The 22,893-nt window shown below is 63.8% G+C and carries 24 protein-coding genes and 1 pseudogene; 12 read left to right on the top strand and 13 right to left on the bottom strand.

Features of this window, described 5'->3' with window-relative positions; translation table 11 throughout:
- Positions 1–28 precede the first annotated feature (28 nt).
- Entirely contained in the window at positions 29–976 is a 948-nt protein-coding gene (locus tag FJ977_RS14490) for an aldo/keto reductase (protein ID WP_140772364.1), read from the top strand.
- Positions 977–1,066: 90 nt separating this feature from the next.
- Positions 1,067–1,693 (top strand): LysE family translocator, encoded by a 627-nt coding sequence (locus tag FJ977_RS14485; protein WP_140772362.1) that lies wholly within the window; start codon positions 1,067–1,069, stop codon positions 1,691–1,693.
- A gap of 19 nt (positions 1,694–1,712) precedes the next feature.
- Here the strand turns inward: FJ977_RS14485 and FJ977_RS14480 are convergent, their stop codons facing one another.
- Together FJ977_RS14480 and FJ977_RS14475 are read right to left on the bottom strand one after the other, a co-directional pair.
- Entirely contained in the window at positions 1,713–2,501 is a 789-nt protein-coding gene (locus FJ977_RS14480) for a 1-acyl-sn-glycerol-3-phosphate acyltransferase (protein WP_140772360.1), read from the bottom strand.
- Between the two features lie 78 nt (positions 2,502–2,579).
- Complete coding sequence (locus FJ977_RS14475; protein ID WP_140772358.1) at positions 2,580–3,485, bottom strand: LysR family transcriptional regulator; 906 nt, start codon at positions 3,483–3,485, stop codon at positions 2,580–2,582.
- Between the two features lie 100 nt (positions 3,486–3,585).
- On the opposite strand from FJ977_RS14475, the gene FJ977_RS14470 reads away from it, so the two are divergent.
- The 3 genes from FJ977_RS14470 (at position 3,586) to FJ977_RS14460 (ending at position 5,385) form a co-directional block, all read left to right on the top strand.
- Complete coding sequence (locus tag FJ977_RS14470; protein WP_140772356.1) at positions 3,586–4,137, top strand: carboxymuconolactone decarboxylase family protein; 552 nt, start codon at positions 3,586–3,588, stop codon at positions 4,135–4,137.
- A gap of 59 nt (positions 4,138–4,196) precedes the next feature.
- Entirely contained in the window at positions 4,197–4,667 is a 471-nt protein-coding gene (locus FJ977_RS14465) for a DUF1348 family protein (protein WP_140772355.1), read from the top strand.
- An 85-nt stretch (positions 4,668–4,752) separates the two neighbouring features.
- A complete protein-coding gene (locus tag FJ977_RS14460) occupies positions 4,753–5,385 on the top strand; it encodes a pyridoxamine 5'-phosphate oxidase family protein (protein ID WP_140772353.1) in 633 nt (210 codons plus the stop codon).
- A 16-nt stretch (positions 5,386–5,401) separates the two neighbouring features.
- Here the strand turns inward: FJ977_RS14460 and FJ977_RS14455 are convergent, their stop codons facing one another.
- From FJ977_RS14455 to ftsE, 3 genes are all read right to left on the bottom strand, one after another.
- Entirely contained in the window at positions 5,402–6,127 is a 726-nt protein-coding gene (locus FJ977_RS14455; protein ID WP_140772351.1) for a YdcF family protein, read from the bottom strand.
- A gap of 111 nt (positions 6,128–6,238) precedes the next feature.
- Complete coding sequence (locus FJ977_RS14450) at positions 6,239–7,231, bottom strand: ABC transporter permease (protein WP_140772349.1); 993 nt, start codon at positions 7,229–7,231, stop codon at positions 6,239–6,241.
- Positions 7,224–7,883 (bottom strand): cell division ATP-binding protein FtsE, encoded by a 660-nt coding sequence (gene ftsE / locus FJ977_RS14445; RefSeq protein ID WP_010911739.1) that lies wholly within the window; start codon positions 7,881–7,883, stop codon positions 7,224–7,226. Before ftsE ends, FJ977_RS14450 begins: the two co-directional genes overlap by 8 nt.
- A 189-nt stretch (positions 7,884–8,072) precedes the next feature.
- Between ftsE and FJ977_RS14440 the strand changes: the two genes are divergently transcribed.
- The 3 genes from FJ977_RS14440 to FJ977_RS14430 all read left to right on the top strand — a co-directional run bounded on the left by FJ977_RS14440 (position 8,073) and on the right by FJ977_RS14430 (position 9,775).
- Entirely contained in the window at positions 8,073–8,717 is a 645-nt protein-coding gene (locus tag FJ977_RS14440) for a hypothetical protein (protein WP_140772347.1), read from the top strand.
- 23 nt (positions 8,718–8,740) lie between these two features.
- Positions 8,741–9,283 carry a hypoxanthine phosphoribosyltransferase gene (gene hpt, locus FJ977_RS14435; protein WP_096450719.1) on the top strand — a complete coding sequence of 181 codons (543 nt, stop codon included), beginning with the start codon at positions 8,741–8,743 and terminating at the stop codon, positions 9,281–9,283.
- 120 nt (positions 9,284–9,403) lie between these two features.
- On the top strand, positions 9,404–9,775 hold the full coding sequence (locus FJ977_RS14430) for a response regulator (RefSeq protein ID WP_010911735.1): 372 nt from the start codon (positions 9,404–9,406) through the stop codon (positions 9,773–9,775).
- Here FJ977_RS14430 and FJ977_RS14425 read toward each other — a convergent pair whose 3' ends face one another.
- Positions 9,776–10,723, bottom strand: coding sequence for a DMT family transporter (locus FJ977_RS14425; RefSeq protein ID WP_140772344.1), 948 nt, complete (start codon positions 10,721–10,723; stop codon positions 9,776–9,778).
- Between the two features lie 223 nt (positions 10,724–10,946).
- On the opposite strand from FJ977_RS14425, the gene FJ977_RS14420 reads away from it, so the two are divergent.
- Positions 10,947–11,828: a LysR substrate-binding domain-containing protein gene (locus FJ977_RS14420; RefSeq protein ID WP_140772342.1), complete on the top strand. Its 882-nt coding sequence runs from the start codon at positions 10,947–10,949 to the stop codon at positions 11,826–11,828.
- On the opposite strand, the gene FJ977_RS14415 is transcribed toward FJ977_RS14420, so the two are convergent.
- From FJ977_RS14415 to argH, 6 genes are all read right to left on the bottom strand, one after another.
- Positions 11,807–12,178 carry a glyoxalase superfamily protein gene (locus FJ977_RS14415; protein WP_140772340.1) on the bottom strand — a complete coding sequence of 124 codons (372 nt, stop codon included), beginning with the start codon at positions 12,176–12,178 and terminating at the stop codon, positions 11,807–11,809. The genes FJ977_RS14420 and FJ977_RS14415 overlap by 22 nt on opposite strands.
- 41 nt (positions 12,179–12,219) lie before the next feature.
- Positions 12,220–14,805 carry a TIGR02302 family protein gene (locus tag FJ977_RS14410; protein ID WP_140772338.1) on the bottom strand — a complete coding sequence of 862 codons (2,586 nt, stop codon included), beginning with the start codon at positions 14,803–14,805 and terminating at the stop codon, positions 12,220–12,222.
- A 192-nt stretch (positions 14,806–14,997) separates the two neighbouring features.
- Positions 14,998–15,939, bottom strand: coding sequence for a threonine/serine dehydratase (locus FJ977_RS14405; RefSeq protein WP_140772336.1), 942 nt, complete (start codon positions 15,937–15,939; stop codon positions 14,998–15,000).
- Positions 15,940–15,967: 28 nt separating this feature from the next.
- The gene (gene lysA, locus FJ977_RS14400) at positions 15,968–17,236 is read right to left on the bottom strand and encodes a diaminopimelate decarboxylase (RefSeq protein ID WP_140772334.1); all 1,269 of its coding nucleotides are present in this window, start codon (positions 17,234–17,236) and stop codon (positions 15,968–15,970) included.
- Positions 17,237–17,305: 69 nt separating this feature from the next.
- Positions 17,306–17,512, bottom strand: a complete 207-nt coding sequence (locus tag FJ977_RS14395) for a hypothetical protein (RefSeq protein ID WP_056576116.1) — start codon at positions 17,510–17,512, stop codon at positions 17,306–17,308.
- 93 nt (positions 17,513–17,605) lie between these two features.
- Positions 17,606–19,006: an argininosuccinate lyase gene (gene argH, locus FJ977_RS14390; RefSeq protein WP_140772332.1), complete on the bottom strand. Its 1,401-nt coding sequence runs from the start codon at positions 19,004–19,006 to the stop codon at positions 17,606–17,608.
- A gap of 37 nt (positions 19,007–19,043) precedes the next feature.
- On the opposite strand from argH, the gene FJ977_RS14385 reads away from it, so the two are divergent.
- On the top strand, positions 19,044–19,724 hold the full coding sequence (locus FJ977_RS14385; protein WP_140772330.1) for a TlpA disulfide reductase family protein: 681 nt from the start codon (positions 19,044–19,046) through the stop codon (positions 19,722–19,724).
- A gap of 62 nt (positions 19,725–19,786) precedes the next feature.
- On the opposite strand, the pseudogene FJ977_RS14380 reads toward FJ977_RS14385, so the two are convergent.
- Positions 19,787–20,023, bottom strand: a pseudogene (locus FJ977_RS14380) (hypothetical protein); the annotation flags it as partial.
- 464 nt (positions 20,024–20,487) lie between these two features.
- Between FJ977_RS14380 and FJ977_RS14375 the strand changes: the two are divergent.
- Positions 20,488–21,840, top strand: a complete 1,353-nt coding sequence (locus tag FJ977_RS14375; RefSeq protein WP_140772328.1) for an extracellular solute-binding protein — start codon at positions 20,488–20,490, stop codon at positions 21,838–21,840.
- A 167-nt stretch (positions 21,841–22,007) separates the two neighbouring features.
- Positions 22,008–22,892: a sugar ABC transporter permease gene (locus tag FJ977_RS14370; RefSeq protein WP_140772327.1), complete on the top strand. Its 885-nt coding sequence runs from the start codon at positions 22,008–22,010 to the stop codon at positions 22,890–22,892.
- Position 22,893: the final 1 nt, after the last annotated feature.

Genomic DNA, 22,893 nt, shown 5'->3' with positions numbered 1-22,893 from the left:
CCGGTCTTAATCATCACGGAGATTCGTCTTGCAGAAACGCCGTCTCGGTCGCACCGACCTGTCCATCGCGCCGCTGGTTCTGGGCGGCAACGTCTTCGGCTGGACCGCCGACGAGAAGACCTCGTTCGACCTGCTTGATCGCTTCGTCGGCGGCGGACTCAACGCGATCGATACCGCGGACGCCTATTCGCGCTGGGTGCCGGGCAACCAGGGCGGTGAATCGGAAACCATCATCGGCAAATGGATGAAGGATCGTGGCAACCGCGACAAGGTCGTGGTGATCACCAAGGTCGGCTCGGATATGGGGCAGGGCCACAAGGATCTGTCCGCCGCCTATATCGAGAAGGCTGTCGAAGCCTCGCTGAAGCGGCTGCAAACCGATGTCATCGACCTCTATCTGTCACATTGGCCGGATCCGGCCACGCCCTACGAGGAAACCCTTGGCGCCTACGAGAAGCTGCTTGCCAAGGGCAAGGTCCGCCATGTCGGCTGCTCGAACCTCGACGCCGGCCAGTTGCGCGCCGCACTCGATGTGGCGAGCCTGCGCAGCCTGCCGCGCTACGAAGTGCTGCAGCCGGAATACAATCTCTACGATCGGTCCTCCTTCGACGGGCCGTTGCGCGATCTGTGCGTGGCCGAGGATATCGGCGTCATCACCTATTTCAGCCTGGCCAAGGGTTTTCTGAGCGGCAAATATCGCAGCGAGGCCGATCTTGGCCAAAGCGAGCGCGGCGAAGATGTCGGCAGTTATCTAAACCCGAGGGGCATGCGCATTCTTGCCGCCCTGGACGCGGTATCTGCCAGGCATTCCGCGAAGCAGGCGGAAGTCGCCCTTGCCTGGGTTATCGCGCGGCCAGGCGTTACCGCACCGATCGCCAGCGCCACCAAGCCGAGCCAGATGGACAGTTTGATCAAAGCTGCGTCGCTGAAATTGACCGCCGGTGACATGGCCGAGCTCGACAAGGCGAGTGGCTGAAGCTTCCAGCCGCTCTCCACGCACGAACGTCCAAGACCACGCTCCTGTCCTGCCATAGCGTCCTGTGCTCGTGGCAAGACAGAGAGCGCAATGACGGAGCCGCTTCTTTCGCAACCGGAGTTTTGGCGACCGCTGCTCGCGCTGGTGCTGGCCGCCACGGTGGTCATGGGCAGTCCGGGGCCGGCAACGATAAGCGTTACCGCTGTCGGTGCCGCCTTTGGCCTGCGTGATTCGCTGCGCTATGCCTGCGGGATCGTGCTGGGCACGGTCGCCGTGCTGCTGGTCGTGGCGACAGGGGTCACGGCCGCCCTATCCTCGATGCCGAGGCTGGCGCCGGTGCTGGTTGTCGCGTCCGCCGCCTACATCCTCTATCTCGCCTTCAAGATCGCTACGGCACCGCCGCTGGCGGCACGCGCGGCCGAGGCTTCACGCCCGACATGGCTGGCCGGTTTTCTGCTGGCTGTCGCCAACCCGAAAGCCTATGTGGCGATCGCCGCTGTCTTTGCCGGCGCCTCGTCGAAGCAGGGTGCGGCAGAGCTTGGTCCATGGCTGAAGCTGGCGGTTCTGGCAGGGATGATCGTTGTCATCCACGCAGTGTGGCTTCTCGCCGGTGCGGCGTTCGCGCGCTTCCTGCGCAAGCCCGTTACTTCCCGGATCATCAACCTGGTTTTTGCCGCCACGCTGGTGCTGACCACGGTGCTGGCTGTTTACGGCTGATTGCCCGGCCGGACGGCCTTCACGGCTTCGCGCCGAGCTCCCGCAGCCGCTTCACCGCCGTTGGCGGCAGGGCCGGCGGGTTAGGTGCGCGCGATGCCTCGATGAGAAGCTGATCGCAGGCGGCTTCCGTCTCGCCGATCAGCCGCGCCATGAACTCGTCCTTGCCGAGGCCCGGCGGAATCGCCGGCAGGAAACGCGCCTTGATGGTGCCGGGATAGCGCAGGAACTTGCGGCGCGGCCAATAGAGGCCGGCGACATGGGCGACCGGCACCACCGGAACGCCAAGCTGCGCGTAGATTTCGACGATGCCGTATTTGTAGGCCGGCTCGTCGCCCGGCGCCCGGCGCGTGCCTTCGGGATAGATGATCAGCTGGCGTGGGTTGCGCGCCATCTCTTCCTTGGTCGCCGCGACCACCGCCTTCAAGGCCTTGGAGCGGCTGCCGCGATCGACCGGGATCATGCGCATCTTCATGATGTACCAGCCGAAGAACGGGATCCAGGTCAACTCGCGCTTGAGGATGTAGAGCGGGTCCCGGAGGAAAGGAAAGAAGGCGATGGCGTCCCAGAACGACTGGTGCTTGGGCGCCAGGATGAAGGAGCCCTCGGGCAGGTTTTCCTGCCCGGTGATGTCGTTCTTCGTTCCGGCGATCTTGTCATAGAGCCACATGCAGCTGCGCGACCAGAATTTCGGCACGAACCAGGCGCGGTGGCGGGGCGACAGGAAATAGTATGGGGTCCAGAGGATCATCTGGACGATCAGATTGACGTAGAAGACGAAGTTGAACGCCAGCGATCTGACATAGAGCATGGGGGAGGTCCGGTGAGGAAGTGTGCGTTGGTTACACCAAGCAGCGGCAAAAAGGAAACAGGGCGATGCGGCTCATTACTACCAGGTCGCCTGCGCCAGACGTTCCCTGAGGCGTGGGGCGGCAAAGTCGAGGAAGGCGCGCAGTTTCACCGGCAGCCGGCCCTGGCCGGCGTGCACCAGGTTTACCGGCCACGGCTCGGGCTCGAAATCCCTGAGCACAGGCCGCAACGTTCCTGAGCGTACAGCGGCAACGATCTGGTAGGAAAGCACGCGCGTCATCCCGACACCGGCAATAGCGGCATCGATCGCCGCCTCCGCGGTGTTGACCCGCAGCCTTGAGCGGACCGGGACAGGGACGTCAGCCTTTTCCACCGCGAAGGTCCAAGTGGCGAGTGAGCCAAGGCCCTCGAAGGTGATGCAGCTGTGCGTCTCGAGATCTCCTGGGGTCTTCGGCGTGCCATGCTCGGCCAGATAGGCGGGGCTCGCGCAGACAACATGACGGATAGAACCGAGACCGATGGCGACCATGCGCGAGTCCGGCAGCCGGCCTATGCGGATGGCGAGGTCGATATGGTCCTCGGCCAACTGGGCTATCCTGTCGCCAAGCGTCAGGCGGATGTCCACTTGCGGGTAGGCGGCGAGGAACGCGGTGACGATCGGCAGCACGTGAAGTCGGCCGAAGACGATCGGCGCGGTGATGATCAGTTCGCCGGTCGGGGCGCTGTATTCGCCGCCGGCGACGCGTTCGGCCTCGCCGACGTCGTCGAGAATGCGGCGGCAGGCGGCAAGGTAGGCGTCGCCCGCGTCGGTCAGTGTCAGCCGGCGTGTCGAGCGGTTCAGCAGACGTGTCTGGAGATGCCGTTCCAGATCGGAGACCTTGCGGCTGACGGTCGCGAGCGGAACGCCCGAACGGCGTGCGGCGGCGGAAAGGCTACCGGCCTCCACCGTCGCGACGAAAAGGGACATGGCCTCGAGGCGATCCATCATTTCTTCCAGAAATTGGAAGGATTGATTGCAAATATGCCATCTACATCCGGCAAGTGGAAGAGTGCAAATAAGCGGTGTGACCAACAGGGAAATCGCAATGCCGCGCATCACCACGCCCTCGTCCATCGCCGCTGCTCCCGCAGCAACGCAACCCATGCTGCAGGCTGTCGAGAAGCAGCTCGGCGTCGTGCCGAACCTGTTTCGCATGGTCGCCAACAGTCCAGCCGCGCTCGAAGGCTATCTCGGCATGTCGGGGGCGTTGGCCAAGGGCCGGTTGCCTGCACCGACACGTGAGCGCATTGCGCTGGCGGTCGCCGAGATCAATGGCTGCAGCTACTGCCTGTCCGCACACACCTACCTTGGCAAGAACCTCGCCCGGCTCGACGATGCCGAGATGCTCGCCAACCGCCACGGCGGCTCCACCGACCCCAAGGCGGCCGTGGCGGTGCGTTTTGCCGCCAGGGTTGCGCACAGTCGCGGCCATGTCGGCGACGAGGATCTCTCCGCCGTCAGGCTGGCAGGCTACGACGATGGAGAGATCATCGAGATCGTCCAGCATGTCGCCCTGAACGTCTGGACCAACTATATCAATGAAGTTGCCCAGACCGAGATCGATTTTCCGGTTGTTTCTGTCCGCGATGCTGCCTGAATCCGGAAAGGGCTGGCGGTGTCCGCCGGTCCCCACCCTTCATGCCGCAGAGGATTCCCATGTCTGAAAGCCGCCCGCCGCTTCCGCCCTTCACCGCCGAAACAGCCGCGCAGAAGGCACGCATGGCCGAGGATGCGTGGAACTCGCGCGATCCGGCAAGGGTCGCGCTTGCCTATACGACCGACAGCCGCTGGCGCAACCGCGCTGAATTCCTGCAAGGCCGCGATGCCATCCAGGCTTTCCTGACGCGCAAATGGAGCCGCGAGCTCGACTATCGACTGATCAAGGAAGTCTGGGCTTTCCACGGCAACCGCATCGCCGTGCGCTTCGCCTATGAATGGCATGACGACAGCGGTTCATGGTTCCGCAGCTACGGCAACGAGAACTGGGAGTTCGACGAGCACGGGCTGATGCGCCTGCGCATCGCGAGCATCAACGATCTGCCGATCGCGGAAGCCGACCGTAAATATCACTGGCCGCTCGGGCGCCGCCCGGATGACCACCCAACATTGTCGGAGCTCGGGCTTTAGAGCAATTCCGGGAAAAGTGCGAAACGGTTTCCCACAGGAATTGCGCCAACTGCCGCAAGCCCCGCCATACGCAAGGAGGCTTTCGATGAACGCACATGCTTTTGCCAGTGACGTCGCCTTCACGCCGACCGTCAAGGCGATCCAGACGCGCAAGGGCTCGCGCCAGTCCTACTCCCGCGTCGAGGAGCGCGGTGGCTGGAAATCGGTGATCACGCCGGACCTGGCCGCCTTCATCGAGATGCAGACCAGCGTCTTTCTGTCGACGGCCAATGGCGATGGCCAGCCCTATATCCAGCATCGCGGCGGGCCGGCCGGCTTTCTCAAGGTGCTCGACGAAAAGACGATCGGCTTCGCGGACTTTTCCGGCAACAGGCAGTTCATCACGCAGGGCAACCTGGCCGACAACCCACGCGCCTTCCTGTTCCTGATCGACTATATGCTGCGCCAGCGCATCAAGATCTGGGGTACGGCGCGCGTCATGGAAGACGATGTCGAGCTGATGGCCAAGCTGATGCCGCGGGATTACAAGGCGCGTCCCGAGCAGGTCATCCTGTTCACCGTCTCGGCCTGGGATGCCAACTGCCCGCAACATATTCCGCAGCGTTTCGAGGCCGCCGATGTCGCGGCGGCGCTTGGCGAACGCGACAGGCGTATCCAGCACCTCGAGCAGGAGATCGCGCGCCTGAAGCAGGCTTCGACGGGGACAGACAAGGAATGATGGTACGGCCGAGGGGTCAGCCGCCGGCGGCGGTCTCGGCCAGTGCGATGCCGTCCGGGGTCGGTTTCACCGGTACGATGCCACGCGCCAGCGCCAGCAGATATTTGTTGTACTCGGTGAACAGCACGCGCAAGGCCTGTGGCTTGGTCAGCCAGCCACCATTGTCGAGGTTGGAGTTGACCACCGGATAGGGTTCCAGCTTGGCGCCATGCAGAAGCCGGCTCATTTCAAGCAGGCTGCGCGGCATGTGGTAGTTGTTGGTGACGAGGATCACCGTGTTGTAGGCGTGGCTTTCGACCCATTTGGCGCTTTCCTCGGCATTGCCGATCGTGTCGAGCGCGGCACGGTCGATGTCGACGCAGCAGGAAAACAGCTTCTTGTCGCCGCCGGTTGCTACCTGGAGCTGGCGCCGACTCGCCGAGGGATGCACGCCACTGATCAACAGGCGCTCGCCTTTGCCGGAGGCCAGCAGCTCCATCGCGGCGTCGAGACGGGACTGGCCGCCGGTGAGCACGATGATGGCGTCGGCCTTGGCCGGATTGGCGGGCGTGGTCAGATGGCTGACCTTGTTGGCGAACCAGCCGAAGCCGCCGGCAAACAACAATGCGAGGACGAGAAGAGAGAGCGCGGATATCCGAAACGCGGTCTTTAAACGGCTAATCCGGCCGTAGTCTCGCAAACGAGCAACCACCACTGGCATCTGTCCAGCCGTCCCGGTCGAATCCCGCACGTCCATGGCCATATGGTTAATCCTGAAATGCGGCCTTTGGTAGGTAAAAGACGCACTTTGCGTTACGCCGTTTCTCCATCCGTGATCACCTTGCTTTCGACCTCGCCAAAGCATGCTTGCTTCTCACGCGTCGGGTTGGCGAACGTCGATATCGCTGAGATAGGCGACGACGGTGGCATGCGAGGTTGCCGCCGTCAGCGCGCCGATCACCAGCACCATGAGGACGACGCCGAGATAACCCGCGGAGCCGATGGCGAAATTGCCGAACAAGGCGGTTGCCTGGTCGGCCTGCGGCGTAGCCATGTTGCGCGACGACCACCAGGAAAAGACGATGAAGACAAGCACCGCCGCCGCGCCGCCGGCGGCCGCGCCCTTCATGCCGGTGACCAGGAAATGCCGGCGGAATTCGCGCGCGATGAAGCGCGCCTCTGCGCCGACGAAATGCAGCACCTCGATGATGTGGCCGTTGCCGGCCATGGCGCCGCGCGTGGCAAACACCACCGTCAGCACGGTCGCCGACAGCATCAGCGCCAGCACGGCGATGCCGATGGTCACCGTGGTGCGCGCCATCGCCACCAGCCGGTCGACCCAGGTTCGGTGATCGTCGAGCGACGCGCTTGGCAGCTTCGGCGTGATCGCGGCGCGCATGGCGGCGAAGTCGGGCGGGCTGTTCTCGTCGATTGTGACGATGATCAGGCGTGGCACCGGCAGGTCGTCGATGTTGAGGCCCGAGCCCAGCCATGGCTCCAGCAGCCTGGCGGTCGCCTCGCGATCGATGATTCTTGTCGACTTCACGCCGGGGAATTCGCTGGCGATCTGCGAAGCCTGGGTGAGGGCGGCCTCCATGTCGAGGCCGTCGACCGGCTTGATCTGGATCGTCGCCTCGCGCGAGATCTGGTTTTCCCAAACCGAGGCGGTGTCGCGCACCAGCGTCACCGCGCCGAAGGTCAGGCAGGACAGGAAGGTCATGATGGCGATGACCAGGACCAGTGCCCGGCCGGCTATGTTCTGCGCCGGCACGATCGGCGCCATCCGGCGCTGGGCACGCGGCCGTACCGCCGTTGCCTCGGTTTCCTGCTCCTGCTCTTCGAAATGTTCGGCGGACAGGTCAGTCATAGATATCCAGCCTTCCGCCGGCCAGGATCATGCGGCGCGCGTCGACCTGCTCCATCAGGCCAAGGTCATGGGTGGCGATCACCACGGCGGTGCCGAGACGATTGAGCTCGATGAAGAGCCGCAGCAGCCGCCGCGCCAGCGGGGGGTCGACATTGCCGGTCGGCTCGTCGGCCAGCAGGATCTCGGGCTGCTCGATCAGTGCCCGCGCGATGGCGGCGCGCTGCTTCTCGCCGCCCGACAGGACCGGTGGCAGCACATGCATGCGCTCGCCCAGCCCCACCCATTTCAACAGCTCGGTGACATCGGTGCGGTAGCTCGCCTCCTCGCGCCCGCGCACGCGCAACGGCAGTGCGACGTTCTCATAGGTGGTCATGTGGTCGAGCAGGCGAAAATCCTGGAACACCACGCCGATGCGGCGTCGCAGGTGCGGCAGTTCGGTGCGCGAGATGCGCGAGCGGTCCTTGCCGAATATGGTGATCAGGCCGCGTGTCGGCTTCAGCGACATGAACAGAAGGCGCAGCAAGGTCGTCTTGCCGGCGCCCGAAGGCCCGCTCAGGAACTGGAAGGAGCGCTCCGGTATATGCAAGGAAATGTCACGGAGGATTTCCGGACCCATGCCATAGCGGAGGCCGACATTTTCGAAGCGAATCAATTTCGACGACCTGAAGTTCCGGGTTGCGGCGAGCCATCCCGTTCTGGGAAAAGACCTTCGGCCGGCATGGTTAACCGGCGGTTAATTCCTGTGCTGTTTCGGCGCTTCACGAGGGCTCCGGTGGGGAAGCGTTAACCATTTATGTTTACGCAAAAGAAACGAAAAGCGAACACGCGCAATAACGGGGCCATGATGGCTGACGAACGAACCGCGCGCCCGGTTTCCGGCGAAATCATGACCGATGCCCCGGCAATTGCCGTGGCGGACCGGATCGTGCGCGATCCGGCGGCTGATATCGTCGATGCGGACTATGAGGTGATGCCGCGCGTTGTCCCTACCGTGGAAAGCGTTTCACCGCCGCCGCGCCTGATCGTCACGCCGTCCATCGAGGGCATGGACATGCTGCGCAAGCCGGAAGCGCCGGCGGAACGGCTGCCGGCCGCCCGCGGCGGGCCGATCTTCTGGATCGCCGGCATCGGTGCCGCCCTTGCCGCCTTCTGGGTCTCCGGCGGACACGCGCTGGTACGCCAGGCACCGTTTCCGTCTGGCGCGCATGCGTCGGCGCTTACCATTTCAGGCGTCACCTCACGCGTCGATGCCTCGGGAGCCAATCCGGTGCTGTTCGTCGATGGCGAGGCCGCCAATGACGGGGAGGGGCCGGCGACAATGCCGCCGCTTGAAATCCGCGTGACGGGCAATGATGGGCGCACAACCCGCTATACGTTGGGGACATCCGGCCATTCGCTGGCATCGGGTGAAAGATTCGGCTTTGCCAGCCGGCTCGACGTGCCTAAGAACGGCGTAAGAACCGTTTTGGTTACTTTCGCAGAATAGGCAATCACCGGGGAAGACCACCAATGCCCATCGTGCGCGACAAGGACATCGAAGTCCTGTTTTCGGCGTCGGCGATCGCGCGGCGCAATCTGGAACTCGCCAAGGAGATCGCCGGGCACGACTATCACGATCTGCTGGTGATTTCGGTGCTGAAGGGGTCGTTCATCTTCGCCGCCGACCTGATCCGCGCCATGCATGATGTCGGCCTGTCGCCAGAGGTCGAGTTCATCTTCATTTCCAGCTATGGCGCCGGCACCACCAGCGGCGAGGTGAGGGTGCTGCGCGACATCGACAATGAAGTCGCCGGCCGCGACGTGCTGTTGATCGACGACATTCTTGAATCGGGCAAGACGCTGACCTTCACCCGCGACCTGATGCTGTCGCGTGGGGCCAAGAGCTGTGCCATCGCCGTGTTGCTCGACAAGCGCATGCGCCGCCAGACCGCGCTCACCGCCGACTATGTCGGCTTCGACTGCCCCGACTACTTCGTCGTCGGCTACGGCATGGATGTCGCGCACGCCTTCCGTGAATTGCCGTTTGTCGGTGTTGTGAAAGGCGATGCGTGAGGCGAGCGCCTCGCGGCGGAGAATTCTGAAAAAGACCTTAACGGCGTCAGGAAAATTAGCCCCTGTCGAGCGCCGGGGCTTTCAGGAAAAGTCAACTTTTGCCCGCCAAATATGCCGGCCATGGCAAAGCTTCTGATCGTCGAGGACGATGAATCCGTCCGCACCCTCGCAGCCCGCGCACTCGAACGCGCCGGCCACGCAATCGATATCGCGGCGGACGGCGCTCAAGGCCTGGCGCTGATACGCGCCGCGCATGGTGGCTACGATCTCGTCGTCTCCGACATCCGCATGCCGGAGATGGACGGCATCGAGATGGCGATCGCGGCGGCTGCCCTATTCCCGGCGATGAAGATCATGCTTATGACCGGCTACGCCGACCAGCGCGAGCGCGCCGAGGAGTTGAACGGCATCATCCTCGACGTCGTGCAAAAGCCCTTCACTCTGGCCGAAATCCGCTCGCGCGTCGAACGGGCGCTAATCTGCTTCGCCTGATCAGACCGGATCGGCAGTTGCCAGCCCGGGTGCTTGGCTCTTGCGCCGCTCTGTCTTGAGCGCCAGCAGGCCGGCGCCGATGATGAGGGCCGCACCGATCACGGTCGTCGACCTGGGCACCTCGGCGAAGAACAGAAAGCCCCAGAGCGGCGACCATAGAATGCCGGTGTATTCGAAGGTGGCGACCCGATTGGCCGGTGCCAGCCTGTAGCCCTGCGACAGAAGGATCATCCCGGCGGAGGCGACGAAGCCGCAGGCGGCCATCTTGAGGAAATCCGGTAGCGTCGGCCATATCCACGGCCGCACCAGGAACTCAAGGCTCGGGTGGACGGCGTGGGTTATGCCGGCCAGGTGGAATGTGCCGGCAACCACGGCCGCACCGACGAGATAGGCGCCGTTCTGGTAGAAGGCCATGACCGTGGACGATTCGGTATCGCCGATCTTGCGCGCCATCAACTGCGAGAACCCATAGAGCGCCGCCGAACCCAGCGACAGCAGCGCCGCCCAGTCGAACAGTCCCGCGCCTGGGCGCACCATCACGATGACGCCAAGCAGTCCGATCAGCACCGTCGCCAGCGTCCGCCAGGACACGCGTTCGCCAAGGTAAGGTCCGGCCAGCGCCATGATGAACAGCGGCGCCATGAAATAAAGCGCCACGGCGTCAGCCAGCGGCAGCGCGGCGATGGCCAGATAATACACCGTGTAGGAGGTGAACTGGATGAAGGCGCGGATCGTCAGCAGGCCGAACCGCTTCGACAGGATTGCCGGCAGCCCGACATCGGCGTGGACGAGGATGATCAGGATGGGCAAGGCGACGATCGAGCGGATCGCCATCACTTCGGTCACCGGATAGGAGCTCGATACGGCTTTGACGAGCGGGTCCTGCAGCGAAAAAACCAGCACGCCCAGGCACAGGCTCAGGATGCCGCGCACCATCCTATTCTGCATCTGGTTTCCGGCTCCTGCGCGTATGGTCCGAAGCTGTCGCCTGCGGAGTAAAAAGAACCCGCCACCGTTTCGGGTAGCGGGCACGAGTGAGGACTCTTTGATTGGTCCGCGGCCGATTTCGCGACCGCTTATCCAATGGGTATGGCGACTATCATCCGGCGTTTGACATGTTGCAAACGAATTGGAATGATATCAGCAATCAAATTTTCTTATGATGGAAATCATGCGCCCGACCCTCGACAGCGATCTCCTGCGCACCTTTGTCGCCATCGCCGAGGCCGGCAATTTCACCAGGGCGGCCGAGCAGGCCGGCCGCACCCAGTCGGCCGTGTCGATGCAGATGAAGAAGCTCGAAGAACTGATCGGCGACAGCCTGTTCGAGCGCGGCTCGCGCGGCGTCGCGCTGACGCGGCGCGGCGGCGAACTCATCGTCAACGCCCGCCGCATCGTCTCGCTGCTCGACGAAACGGCGGCGTCGATGGCGGCCGCGCCGCTCGGCGGACCGGTGCGCATCGGCATTCCGGAGGAATATGGCCACGCCATCCTGTCGCGCGCGCTCGGCGCGTTTTCGAAACGCCACACCAAGGTCGAGGTCACCGTGCGCTACGCGCATTCGGAGGCGCAGTTGGCGGCGCTCGCCGCCGGCGAACTCGATCTGTGCGTGGTGTTCGAATGGCAGGACCCGGCCGGCGGCGAAGTGCTGATGCACGACCCGACCGTGTGGGTGACGTCGGCCGTGCATCACATGCACGAGGAACGGCCGGTGCCGATCGCACTCTACAACCGGGTCAGCTGGTGCAAGGACTTCGCCATCAAGTCGCTGGAGCAGCGCGGGCTTGCCTATCGTGTCGCCTATACCAGCGACACCACAGGCGGGCTGAAGCTTGCCGTCACCTCGGGACTGGCGATCGCGCCGATATCGCGCAGCAACATTCCCGACGGCTGCCGCGAACTGACGTCCGCCGATGGATTCGGCGACATCGATTCCTCCAATGTGGTGATGCATCGCAACTCGAATGCATCGGGCGAGGCGATCGACGGCATGCAGGAGGCGATCCGCGAGGCGTTCGTCAACCGGCAAGGTCAGTCTCTTACATCCTCATAGAAGGTCAGGCGGTTGCCGAATGGATCGTTGACCGTGACCTCCTTCGTCTTCCAAGGCGTCTCCTCCAACCCCGGCCTGGCAAAGCGGTACTTTCTTTCGGTCAACTCAAGGTGGAGCCCGGCGATGTCGGTCGTCTCGATCCGGATGTGAGAGCCCGGCGCGCCGTCGCCATGATGTTCGCTCAGATGCAAGACACAGCCGTCGCGGTAAACGCCTGTGTAAAGCGGCGTGTTGTCTTCGAAGCGGTGTTCGAACTGCACCTCGAAACCAAGAAAACCGACGTAGAATTCATGCGCCTTGGCAACATCGAAGATGCGCAGGATGGGCGTGACAGTACCGAGCTTCGGCATGGTGTTGCGACCGTTCGGGCGGGATTTGGGGGCGGCGGTTCCTATTTCAGCTCAAGCAGCCGTTCCAGATAGCTGCGCTCGATATCGGGGCTGAGCGCGTTGCCGAGCCGCTTGCGGATCGCTTCCAGGATCTGGCGGGCGCGCTGGACGTCGATCTCGTCGGGCACCTTTACCGAATCGCCGAAATCGGGACCCTGGCTGGCGCGCGGCCGGCCGAGCGGGTCGCGGTCGGCGTCTTGCTGGCGGCCGCCTTCCTGGCTGCCGCCCTGGTCGCCCTGCATGGCTTGCATCTGCTTCATCATGTCCTTGGCGCCCTTGCGCAGCGCCTCGAGCGCCCGGCCCTGGTGACCGACCGCTTCGTCGCCCTGGCCCTCGCCAAGCGCCTGCTCGGCGCTGCCCATGGACTTGCCTGCCTCGCCAAATCCTTCATTGGGCTCCATGCCCATGCCTTCGAGCCCCTTCTTCAACTTGTCAAGATCGCTTTTCAGCTGGCCCTGGCCTTCCTGCAACTGCTTGAGCGCATCGGCGAATTCCTGCGGGGTCATCGGTTTTTGCTGGCCATTCTCGCCGGGCTTGTCGTTTTGACCTTGCTCACTGTTCTGACCAAGCTGTTCGTCGCGGTTCTGCCCGCGCTGGCGTTCGCCGCGCTGCATCTGGTCCATGCGGAAGGTGTCGTTCATCATCTCTTGCTGGCGCCGCAGGATATCGCCGAGCTTGTCCATCTGCTGGCGCATCTGGCTGTCCTGCTCGCCGCCCTGCTGCTGACGGCCGGCCTGGAGATTGTTCATCATGTCCTGCAGTTGCGACAGCAATTGCTGTGCCTTGTCGCGGTCGCCCGACTTCGCCAGGTTCTCGATCTGGTCCATCATGCGGTCGATGTCGCTCTGGCGCAGTTCCTGGCCGTTCTGCTGCATCTGCGGCGCGTTCGGGTTCTGCTTGGCGCGTTCGGCGAATTCCTGCAGGAACTGGTTCATCGCCTCGCGCAGTTCCTTCATCGCCTTTTCGATTTCCTGGTCGCTGGCACCGTTCTTGATGGCGTCCTGCAGCGCCTGCTGCGCCTGGCGCAGCCGCTTCTCGGCCGCCGAGAGATTGCCCTCCTCGATGCCAAGCGCGATTTCCCAGAGATAGCCGACCTCGCCGCGCAGCTGATCGTCGTTCCCGGCCAGCTTCAGCCGGCTGCGCGCGCTCATGATGGCGAGGTAGTGGGACATGTTGTCGAACGTGTCTTCCGGCCGCAGCGTGATGGCGTCGATCAGGTCGAGCACGCGCGGCTTGGCATTGGCGTCGAGCGCCAGCAGGCGCCGCTGTTCGATCACCGCACGCGCCAGCGGGTTGGCGAACGGGCGCTCGGGCATAACAAGCGTCTTGGTCTCGCTGGACGCGGTGTGTCCGGCATCGTCGGTGGCGACCAGCGTCAGCTTGATGCTGCTGCCGGCCCAGACATGTTCGGTCAGGTCTTTCGTTGTCTTGGCGGCATTCGACTTGCCGCCGCGGCGCGGCAGCGTCAGCGGCATTTCCGGCGGGCCGTAGAGGGCATGCGCATCCGGCGCCTGCGGGTCGGCCAGCGCGAACACCGCCTTGGCGGTGGCGGCGCCATAGTCGTCGTCGATTTGGTAGTTGAGTTCGAAGGCGCCATTGGCGGCGCGCTTTGGCTCGCCGACGAAGCGGATCTGCGGCGGCTTGTCCGGGATCACCGCGAAGGCCCAGCGGCCAAGCTGATCCTCGCCCGATTTCAACGTCAGCGTGCCGTCGCCGGTCAGCTTGTTGGTGAACTGGCGAACTCTTGAAGGTGAGCTGGGGGACGGCGCCGCCGGGGTTGCGGCAGGCTTGGCCGTCGCGGCGGCCGGGTCGATGGCGCGCGAATTGCCATCCTTGTCGGCATAGGCAAGGGTTTCTTCGCCCGAGCCGCCGGTGACGCGCAAGGAGACATCGCTACCTTCGGGCACATGAAACGTCGGTGTCGCCTGGTTGGCGTCGGCGGTCAGGAAGACCGGCGGCTTGCCAGTGTAGGCCGGCGGCGTCACCCATGCATCGATGCGTGGCGGCACGGCATCATGCGCACCATGGGCGCTGAAGCCGTCAGCTATCCTGCCTCCGGTCGGCCCGAAGGAGAAGGCAAAGGCGGTGACGAGCAGCAGGGCCGCCACGGCGCGCAGCCCCCACGGGTCGCGCTCCGGCACGCGCGTGCGCGGCAGGTCGGCGCCGAGGCTGTCGAGCCTTGCGGCCATGCGCTTCTGATGTTCGCGCCACAGCGCCTGCGAGAAGCTGCTCTCCCGGCCGCTTGGCCGGTCGGTCTGCACCAGCACGGGGCTGTGCAGCAGCCTGTTTGCGGCCTCGATGCGGCGATCGACCTCGGCGGCCGAGGGCATGCGGAAGAAGCGCAGCGGATAGAGCGCAGCCAGCCCTGCCAGGCCGAATGCGGCGACGAGGCCGATGCGCGCGATATCCGGCAGCCGGGAGAAGATGCCGAACCAGGACATGCTCAGGAACAGGCTGGCGACAACAAGCAGCGGAAGCAGCAGCGGCCAGCCGCGCTCGACCATCATCGAGACCCGTGTCGCCAGCCGGCTCAAGGCCAGGCGCCCGGCCAGGCCGCGGTCGTTGCTGAAGGTGGGTCGTTCGGTCATCGGCCCTTCCTGGAGCCTGTTCCATCCCGAAAGAAACGGGGCGGGGCTCATCTCTTTGAGCATGATCCGTTTTCGGGATCATGCCGTGGGGCGGGGCAGGATAGCCCAAGCCCCACGACTCGAAGAATACCAGCAAACACGGCAAAGGCGAGGCAGTTCGAAAAAACGTGAACCCGGCCGAAACGGCTGCGATCAGAAATTGGCGGGGTTTGCGTTGGCGCCGCAGACCAGCACGGCGACCCGTTCGCCCGGCGCCGGCGCATAGCGGCCGGACAACACCGTGGCGAAGGCTGCCGCCCCGCCCGGCTCGGAAATGATGCGCACGCTGTTCCACAGTGCCTTTTGGGCAGCAATGATATCGTCGTCGCTGACCAGGATGGAACGTTCGACGAAGGCTTCGGCGATCGGGAACATCATTTCGCCGACGCGCTTCGGCGCCAGCGAATCGGCGGCGATGCCTTCGGCCGGCGCATCGACTGGATGGCCGGCCTCGAAGGCGCGATGAAGCGTCGGCGCACCCTCGGGCTCGACGGCGACGATGCGGATGCGGCCTGCATACCAGGCGGCGATGCCTCCGATCAGGCCGCCGCCGCCGACGGCGACCAGCAGCGTGTCGATCTCAGGCAAGTCCGCCTCGATTTCGAGACCGAGCGTGCCCTGGCCGACGAGTGTTTCCTCCTGGTTGAAGGCGTGGATCTGCAAGGCGCCGGTTTCCTCGGCGAAACGTTCGCTGGCGGCCAGCGCTTCCGCATAGCGTGCGCCGCCGACGACAAGGTCGGCGCCATAGCCGCGAATGCGGTCGAGCTTGGCTTGCGGGCTCACTTCGGGAACGAAGATTGTCGCCTTGTGGCCGAGCCGCATGGCGGCATAGGCGACGGCGGCACCATGATTGCCGCCCGATGCCGCGACGACACCGGCCGCCGGCACCTGCCGCTCGAGCAGATTGGTGAAGGCGCCGCGCGCCTTGAACGAGCCGGAATGCTGCAGGCATTCGAGCTTGAGGTCGATGGCCTGCGGCGGCCGGTCGAAATCGGCCATGTCGACGCGCAGCACCGGCGTGTGGCGCACATAGGGGCGGATGCGCGGTTCCATCGCGGCAATGCGTTCGCGGGTGACGGTGTTGCCTTGCGCCATGACTTGCTCCTCGTTGTGAGATTCCGCCTTATGCGAGCCAATCGGGGACCGAATCCAGCCCGATCAGATCGTCATAGGTCAGGCGCGGACGCACGACGTGGAAGCGGTCGCCATCTACCAGCACCTCGGGCACCAGCAGGCGGGTGTTGTAAGTGCCGGCCTGCACGGCGCCATAGGCGCCGGCCGTGGAAACAGCGACGAGATCGCCGGCCTTCAGCCTGGGCAGGTCGCGATCGAGCCCGAGATAGTCACCGGTCTCGCAGACCTGGCCGACAACATCGACCATCATGCGCGGCGTATCGGCAGGCGGCTGCTCGACCGGCCTGATGTCGTGGAAGGCATCGTAGAGCGTCGGCCGTATCAAATCGTTCATGGCGGCATCGACGACGAGGAAATTCTTCGCGTCGCCTTCCTTCACGAAGATCACTTCCGAGACGAGGATGCCGGCATTGCCAACGATCAGCCGGCCCGGCTCGAACATCACCTTCAAACCGAGCTTGGTGACATGCTTCCTGACGATCTGGGCATAGGCGTCGGGAAGGGGCGGCGGGTTGTTGTCGACGCGGTAGGGAATGCCCAGCCCACCGCCGAGATCGACGTGCTCGATCGAATGGCCATCGGCGCGCAGCGCGCCGACCAGGTCGACAAGCAGGGCGAAGGCGTCGTCGAAGGGCTGCAGTTCGGTGATCTGGCTGCCGATATGGGTGTCGATGCCGGTGATCTTGATGCCCGGAAGCGTTGCGGCGCGGGCATAGACCTGCCGTGCGCGCTGCCACGGAATGCCGAACTTGTTCTCGGCCTTGCCGGTGGAGATCTTCTTGTGGGTCCTGGCATCGACATCGGGATTGATGCGCAGTGAGATCGGCGCCACATTGCCGAGCGCCGTGGCACGGGTCGAGAGGAGGTCAAGCTCCGGTTCGGATTCGACGTTGAAGCAAAGGATGCCGGCTTCGAGCGCGAAGTCCATTTCGCGCGCGGTCTTGCCGACCCCGGAGAACAGGATCTTGCTCGCCGGAATGCCGGCGGCCAGCGCCCGGCGCAGCTCGCCTTGCGAGACCACGTCGGCGCCGGCGCCGAGCTTGGCCAGGGTCCGCAGCACGGCCTGGTTGGAGTTGGCCTTCATGGCGTAGCAGACCAGCGTGTCGAGGCCGGCAAAGGCCTGGGCGAACACCCGGTAGTGCCTGGTCAAGGTGGCGGTGGAATAGCAGTAGAACGGCGTGCCGACCTGAGCGGCGATATCGGGGATTGCCACGTCCTCGGCATGCAGCACGCCGTCGCGGTAGTCGAAATGGTTCACGAGAGTGGTTCCGGAAAGTTGGAGCACGATGAGATCGGGCTCAGAAGACCAAACCCGGTCCGATCGGTTCTAGATCAGCGGGTCGAGGATGAATTTCTTGTCCTTGACCGGTTTTTCCGGCTCCGGCGGCAGGGGCTGCTTGGCCCTCTCGGCATCCTTGCGCGCCTGGACGGCCGCCTCGTAGGGCGTGTCGAGACCGGCCCTGCGGCCGCAGGCGGTCACGACGGCCATCGCCGCCAGCAGCGTCAGCGTCACCAAAATCCTGCTTCCGGTCATCGATCCATCCGTCCGAAACGTTCTGTCAGCCGCCGCTTTTAGCCGAGTTCTCGGCGCATTGCACCCCGGATATTGCGATCGCAATATTGGGCATCACGCCTTCGCCAGCCGCTTTTTCCAATAGCGGATCTGCTTCCTCACTTCAGACGGCGCTGTGCCTCCGAAGCTGGTGCGGCTCTTGACCGAATTCTGCACCGCCAGCACAGAGAAAATATCGGATGTGATGCCTGGATTGATCGACTGCAGGTCCTCCAGCGAAAGCTTCTCCAGCCCCACCTTCTTGTCCTCGGCAAGCGCCACCGCACGGCCGGTGACATGATGCGCCTCGCGGAACGGCAGGCCCAACGTGCGCACCAGCCAGTCGGCGAGGTCGGTCGCGGTCGCGTGGCCGGAGCCGGCGGCCTTCTTCATCGCGGCGGCGTTGACCGTCATGTCCGAGACCATGCCGGTCATCGCCGCCAGCATCAGGTCGAGCGTCTCGGCGGCATCGAAGACCGATTCCTTGTCTTCCTGCATGTCCTTGCCATAGGTCAAAGGCATGCCCTTCATCACCGTCAGCAGGCCGACCAGATGGCCATTGACGCGGCCGGTCTTGCCGCGCACCAGTTCGGCGGCGTCGGGGTTTTTCTTCTGCGGCATGATCGAGGAGCCGGTGGAGAAACTGTCAGACAACCTGATGAAGCCGAATTGCGGCGTCGACCAGATGATGATCTCCTCGGCGAGCCGCGACAGATGCGTGGCGCAGATCGCCGCCATGGCGAGGAATTCCAGCGCGAAATCGCGATCGGAAACGCTGTCCAGCGAATTGCGCATTGGCTCGCGGAAGCCGAGCGCCTTGGCCGTTCTGTGGCGGTCGATGGGGAAGCTGGTGCCGGCCAGGGCGGCGGCGCCAAGCGGGCTCTCGTCCATGCGCTCGATCGCATCGCGCACGCGCGACAGGTCGCGCGAAAACATCTCGACATAGGCCATGCAGTGATGGCCGAAGGTCACGGGCTGCGCTGCCTGCATGTGGGTGAAGCCCGGCATGACGGTCGCCGCGTGCTCCTCGGCCCGCTCCAGCAGCGCGGTGATCAGCCCCTTAAGCGCCTCGGCGACGCGAAAGCACTCGTCCTTGACCCACAGCCTCAGATCCACCGCCACCTGGTCGTTGCGCGAGCGGGCGGTGTGCAGGCGGCCGGCGGCGGGGCCGATCAGGTCGGCGAGGCGAGCCTCGACATTCATGTGGATGTCTTCAAGCTTGGTCGAAAACTCGAAGCTGCCGGCCTCGATCTCCTTCAGGATCGTGTTCAGGCCGTGAGCGATTCTTTCTTGATCGGCCGCCGAAATAATGCCCGTTTGCGCCAGCATCTCGCTATGGGCGATCGAGCCGCGTATGTCTTGCGCGTAGAGTTTGCGGTCGAACGAGATCGACGCGTTGATCGCTTCCATGATCGCGGCCGGACCCGAGGCAAATCGTCCGCCCCACATCTGGTTGCTGGTCTTCTTGTCGCTCATCGCTATAAAACCCGTGCTTCGGAGCAGTTTTGAGAAAATGGCAGACGGAAACAGATTTTTCCCGGCCCCGCGCCTGATCCTCGCCGCCCTGGTGGCGGGAGCGCTGGCCGGCGCGGTCGCGGTATATGTCAGCGAGAGCCGGTCTGGCAACAACGCCGCGCCCCAAGTGGCGGTCGGCGAGAGCAAGGACGACATCGCCTGCGCCGTCAAGAGTGACCGCGCCAAGAAGGTCGCGGCCTCGGCCACCGGCGAAGTCGCCGCGCTTTTGCCCGCCGATCCGCCGCAATCCATGAAGAGCCTCGCCTTCAATGGCCCGGACGGCAAGCCGATGACGATCGCCGACCATGCGGGCAAGACGGTGCTGCTCAACCTCTGGGCCACATGGTGCGCACCGTGCCGCGCCGAAATGCCGGCGCTCGATGCGCTTCAGAAAGAGAAAGGCAGCGCCGCCTTCCAGGTCGTCGCCGTCAATGTCGACGCCGGCGACGATGTGAAGCCGAAGAAGTTCCTCAGGGATACCGGCGTCGAGGCGCTCGGCTACTACCGGGATTCGACGGTGGCGCTGTTCAACGACCTCAAGGCACGCGGCCTGGCACTTGGCCTTCCCGTCACCCTGCTGATCGATGGCGAAGGCTGCCTGATCGCCCATATGAACGGTCCGGCCGAATGGTCGGGGCCTGACGCCAAGCGGCTGGTCGAGACCGCGCTCGGATCATGAACACCAGAGTGTCTTGACGCAATTCTCCGGGGAAAGCCGTTTTACCCTTTTCCTGGAATTGCTCAGGCCGAGCGCACGTTTGGTTTGAGCAAGACGAGATTGCCGTCCTGGCGGTCGACGCGCACCGGAGCGCGCTTGCCATGGCCGGTCAGATCGTCAAACGCCTCGATCGGCGCCGGCTTGCCGAGATAGCAGCCCTGGCCGATCTCGCAGGCTTCCGCGTCGAGGAATTTGAGCTCGCCAAGCGTCTCGACGCCTTCGGCAAGGACCGGCAGGCCGAGGCCACGCCCCAACCCCAGCCTTTCCGACCTGGAAAGGCCGCAGCATGACAGGATTTCTTCCGGCGGAAACCAGCGAGCGGCCACTGCCGTTCATGGTTCAAATTCTGTCAACGCCGTGCCGTTGATTTCGATCGGACGCAGGGTTGGAATGATGGCGGCATCCCGCAATGGATAGCGCTGTCGCCAAAGCCATTGGGCATAGCGTGCCCGTGGGCGTTGTGTGGGTTGCCGCACGGCATTTCATCATCCCTTTAGCCGGGTAACCATGGTGGCCTTCGCAGTCTTTACGTCCTCCGCGGTCGCCCTAGCTATCCAAGGCGCCGGTGTGACGTTTTGATGCCGGCCAAGCCGCCGAGGGAGAGGAGCGAGCAGCTGTGCAAAGGCCTGAGCGCCACAGCAGAACTGTCACATACCTTCTCTAAGAGAGCGGGCAAGGACTTGCGCAAGACCCTTGTCACCCAGCCACTCAAGAGGGAAAAACCATGACCATGATCAAGCGGGGCCTTGCTGCCCTTGCCGCAGGTGCGCTCTGCACCGCGCTGGCGATGCCTGCCTTTGCGGAGCCGGTAAAATTTGATTTCTGGTTCGGCCTTTCGGGCGACCTCGCCCGCGTCGTCGACACGCTGTGCAAGAACTTCAACGAGTCGCAGAAGGATTATGAAGTCGTCTGCACCAGTCAGGGCAACTATGACGCCACGCTGCAGAACACCATTGCCGCCTTCCGCGCCGGCAAGCAGCCGGCCGTCGTCCAGGTCTATGACGTCGGCACCGCCACCATGATGCTGTCGGGCGCCTACAAGCCCGCCGACAAGCTGATGGAAGAAAACGGCTACAAGATCGACTACGCGGACTATTTCCCCGGCATCGCGCGCTATTACGCGACGTCGAAGGGCGAGATGCTGTCCTTCCCGTTCAATTCCTCGACCGCGCTGATGTACTGGAACAAGGACGCCTTCGCCAAGATCGGCAAGACCGAGGCGCCGAAGACCTGGGAAGATGTCGGCGCCGATCTCAAGGCGATGAAGGACGCCGGCTACGAGTGCCCGATGGCGATCAACATCTCGGCCAACGAAAGCTGGCAGTTGATGGAGCAGTTCTCGGCCATCCACAACCAGCCGATCGCCACCAAGAACAATGGCTATGACGGCCTCGACGCCCGTCTCGAAGTCAACAAGACGAAGTTCGTCCAGTACGTCACCGACCTGAAGAAGTGGTATGACGCCGGCCTGATCAAGATCAAGTCCAAGGATCTCGGCCAGGACATGGTTCAGGCCTTCGCCACCGGCACCTGCCAGGTCATCCTGACCTCGGTCGGCGACCACGGCACGGTCACCCGTACGCAGAAGGAAGGAATGAACTGGGATGTCGCCGAATTGCCGGTCTATGCCGGTACGGAGCGCAAGAACTCGCTCGTGGGCGGCGCTTCGCTGTGGGTCCTCTCGGGCAAGTCGGATGCGGAATACAAGGGCGCTGCCGCGTTCCTCAACTTCATCCACGATCCGAAGACGGCTTTGTTCTGGTCGACCAACACCGGCTACATACCTGTGACAAAGTCGGGCTTCGACTACATGAAGGGCGAAGGCTTCTACGACAAGGCGCCCTACAAAGGCCGTGAAACCGCGATCGCCAGCCTGACCGCTTCCGAGCCGACAGAAATCACCCGCGGTGTGCGCCTGGGCAATTTCACCCAGATCCGCGCCGAGTTCGGTACGCAGATGCAGGCAATCTTCGCCAACAAGGTCAGCGTCCAGGAAGGCCTCGATACGTTGGTCAAGAATGGCGATGCCATCCTCGACCGCTTCCAGCAGACCTATCCGGGCAAGACCCTGCCCTGAGCCCGGGTAGCGGAACGGCCGTCCGTCGAGACTCGACGGGCGGCCATTTCGTACAGGTTTTGATTTACGCATGTCCTTGTCCTGAAACGGGGTGCCCACTTTCGGGAGACATGCTGTAGTCTTCCGCCGAGAAAGCGGACTGGCGGTTCAACGGCATCGGCGGATCGATGGAAAAACGCGTCACTTTCGGCAAATGGACGATCGGCATCCTTTTCGCGGTGCCGCAGCTCCTCCTGATCTTCACGTTCTTCTATTGGCCCGCCGGCCAGGCCGTTTACTGGTCGCTGACGCTGCAGCAACCCTGGGGCGGCGGCAACATCTGGGTCGGGCTCGACAATTTCCGTTCGATCCTGTCCAACGCCGATTACTGGAACTCCATCACCGCCAGCCTGGTTTTTGCCGGGATCAGCACCGGGCTTGCGATGTTCATCGCGCTGGTGCTCGCGGCCCTGACCGATCGGCAACTCGCCGGCTCGCGTCTCTATCGCGTGGTACTGATCTGGCCCTATGGCATCGCCGCGCCGGCGCTGGCGATGGCGTTCCGCTTCATCCTGGCGCCGGAAGCCGGCTTCATGGCCGTGGTCAACCGGGTCTGGCCCGGCTTCTGGGATCCCGGCCTCGACGGCGCCGACGCCATGGCTTCGATCATCGTCGCCTTCTCGTGGAAATATGTCGGCTACAACTTCATCTTCTTCCTGGCCGCGTTCCAGGCCATCCCACGTTCGCTGATCGAGGCCGCCGCGATGGACGGTTCCGGTGTCATCAGGCGTTTCCGGGACATCCAGTTCCCGCTGATCACGCCAACGATCTTCTTCCTGCTGGTCATCAACATCACCGAGAGCTTCCAGGATTCGTTCGGCATCGTCGACATCATGACAGCAGGCGGCCCGGCGAACGCCACCAATCTGATGGTCTACAAGATCTATTCAGACGGCTTCAAAGGCCTCGATTATTCGGGCGCCGCCGCGCAGAGCATCATCCTGATGCTGCTCATCATCGTGCTCACCATCTTCCAGTTCCGCTTCATCGAGCGGCGCGTGCATTACAGGTGAG

Source organism: Mesorhizobium sp. B2-1-3A, assembly GCF_006442655.1.
GTDB lineage: Bacteria > Pseudomonadota > Alphaproteobacteria > Rhizobiales > Rhizobiaceae > Mesorhizobium.
Note: the sequence above shows the minus strand (reverse complement) of the source record. Positions and strands in the feature narration are given on the sequence as shown.

Bases quoted from the DNA above. Each gene is read 5' to 3' on its own strand.
- FJ977_RS14465 (WP_140772355.1), top strand. From the start codon at position 4,197: ATGTCTGAAAGCCGCCCGCCGCTTCCGCCCTTCACCGCCGAAACAGCC.
- FJ977_RS14455 (WP_140772351.1), bottom strand. From the start codon at position 6,127: ATGGCCATGGACGTGCGGGATTCGACCGGGACGGCTGGACAGATGCCA.
- FJ977_RS14410 (WP_140772338.1), bottom strand. From the start codon at position 14,805: ATGACCGAACGACCCACCTTCAGCAACGACCGCGGCCTGGCCGGGCGC.
- FJ977_RS14375 (WP_140772328.1), top strand. From the start codon at position 20,488: ATGACCATGATCAAGCGGGGCCTTGCTGCCCTTGCCGCAGGTGCGCTC.
- argH (WP_140772332.1), bottom strand. From the start codon at position 19,006: ATGAGCGACAAGAAGACCAGCAACCAGATGTGGGGCGGACGATTTGCC.
- FJ977_RS14415 (WP_140772340.1), bottom strand. From the start codon at position 12,178: ATGCCGAAGCTCGGTACTGTCACGCCCATCCTGCGCATCTTCGATGTT.
- FJ977_RS14440 (WP_140772347.1), top strand. From the start codon at position 8,073: ATGATGGCTGACGAACGAACCGCGCGCCCGGTTTCCGGCGAAATCATG.
- FJ977_RS14450 (WP_140772349.1), bottom strand. From the start codon at position 7,231: ATGACTGACCTGTCCGCCGAACATTTCGAAGAGCAGGAGCAGGAAACC.
- hpt (WP_096450719.1), top strand. From the start codon at position 8,741: ATGCCCATCGTGCGCGACAAGGACATCGAAGTCCTGTTTTCGGCGTCG.
- FJ977_RS14420 (WP_140772342.1), top strand. From the start codon at position 10,947: ATGCGCCCGACCCTCGACAGCGATCTCCTGCGCACCTTTGTCGCCATC.
- FJ977_RS14470 (WP_140772356.1), top strand. From the start codon at position 3,586: ATGCCGCGCATCACCACGCCCTCGTCCATCGCCGCTGCTCCCGCAGCA.
- FJ977_RS14385 (WP_140772330.1), top strand. From the start codon at position 19,044: ATGGCAGACGGAAACAGATTTTTCCCGGCCCCGCGCCTGATCCTCGCC.
- FJ977_RS14475 (WP_140772358.1), bottom strand. From the start codon at position 3,485: ATGGATCGCCTCGAGGCCATGTCCCTTTTCGTCGCGACGGTGGAGGCC.
- FJ977_RS14460 (WP_140772353.1), top strand. From the start codon at position 4,753: ATGAACGCACATGCTTTTGCCAGTGACGTCGCCTTCACGCCGACCGTC.
- FJ977_RS14395 (WP_056576116.1), bottom strand. From the start codon at position 17,512: ATGACCGGAAGCAGGATTTTGGTGACGCTGACGCTGCTGGCGGCGATG.
- FJ977_RS14480 (WP_140772360.1), bottom strand. From the start codon at position 2,501: ATGCTCTATGTCAGATCGCTGGCGTTCAACTTCGTCTTCTACGTCAAT.
- FJ977_RS14425 (WP_140772344.1), bottom strand. From the start codon at position 10,723: ATGCAGAATAGGATGGTGCGCGGCATCCTGAGCCTGTGCCTGGGCGTG.
- FJ977_RS14405 (WP_140772336.1), bottom strand. From the start codon at position 15,939: ATGGCGCAAGGCAACACCGTCACCCGCGAACGCATTGCCGCGATGGAA.
- FJ977_RS14370 (WP_140772327.1), top strand. From the start codon at position 22,008: ATGGAAAAACGCGTCACTTTCGGCAAATGGACGATCGGCATCCTTTTC.
- FJ977_RS14430 (WP_010911735.1), top strand. From the start codon at position 9,404: ATGGCAAAGCTTCTGATCGTCGAGGACGATGAATCCGTCCGCACCCTC.
- FJ977_RS14485 (WP_140772362.1), top strand. From the start codon at position 1,067: ATGACGGAGCCGCTTCTTTCGCAACCGGAGTTTTGGCGACCGCTGCTC.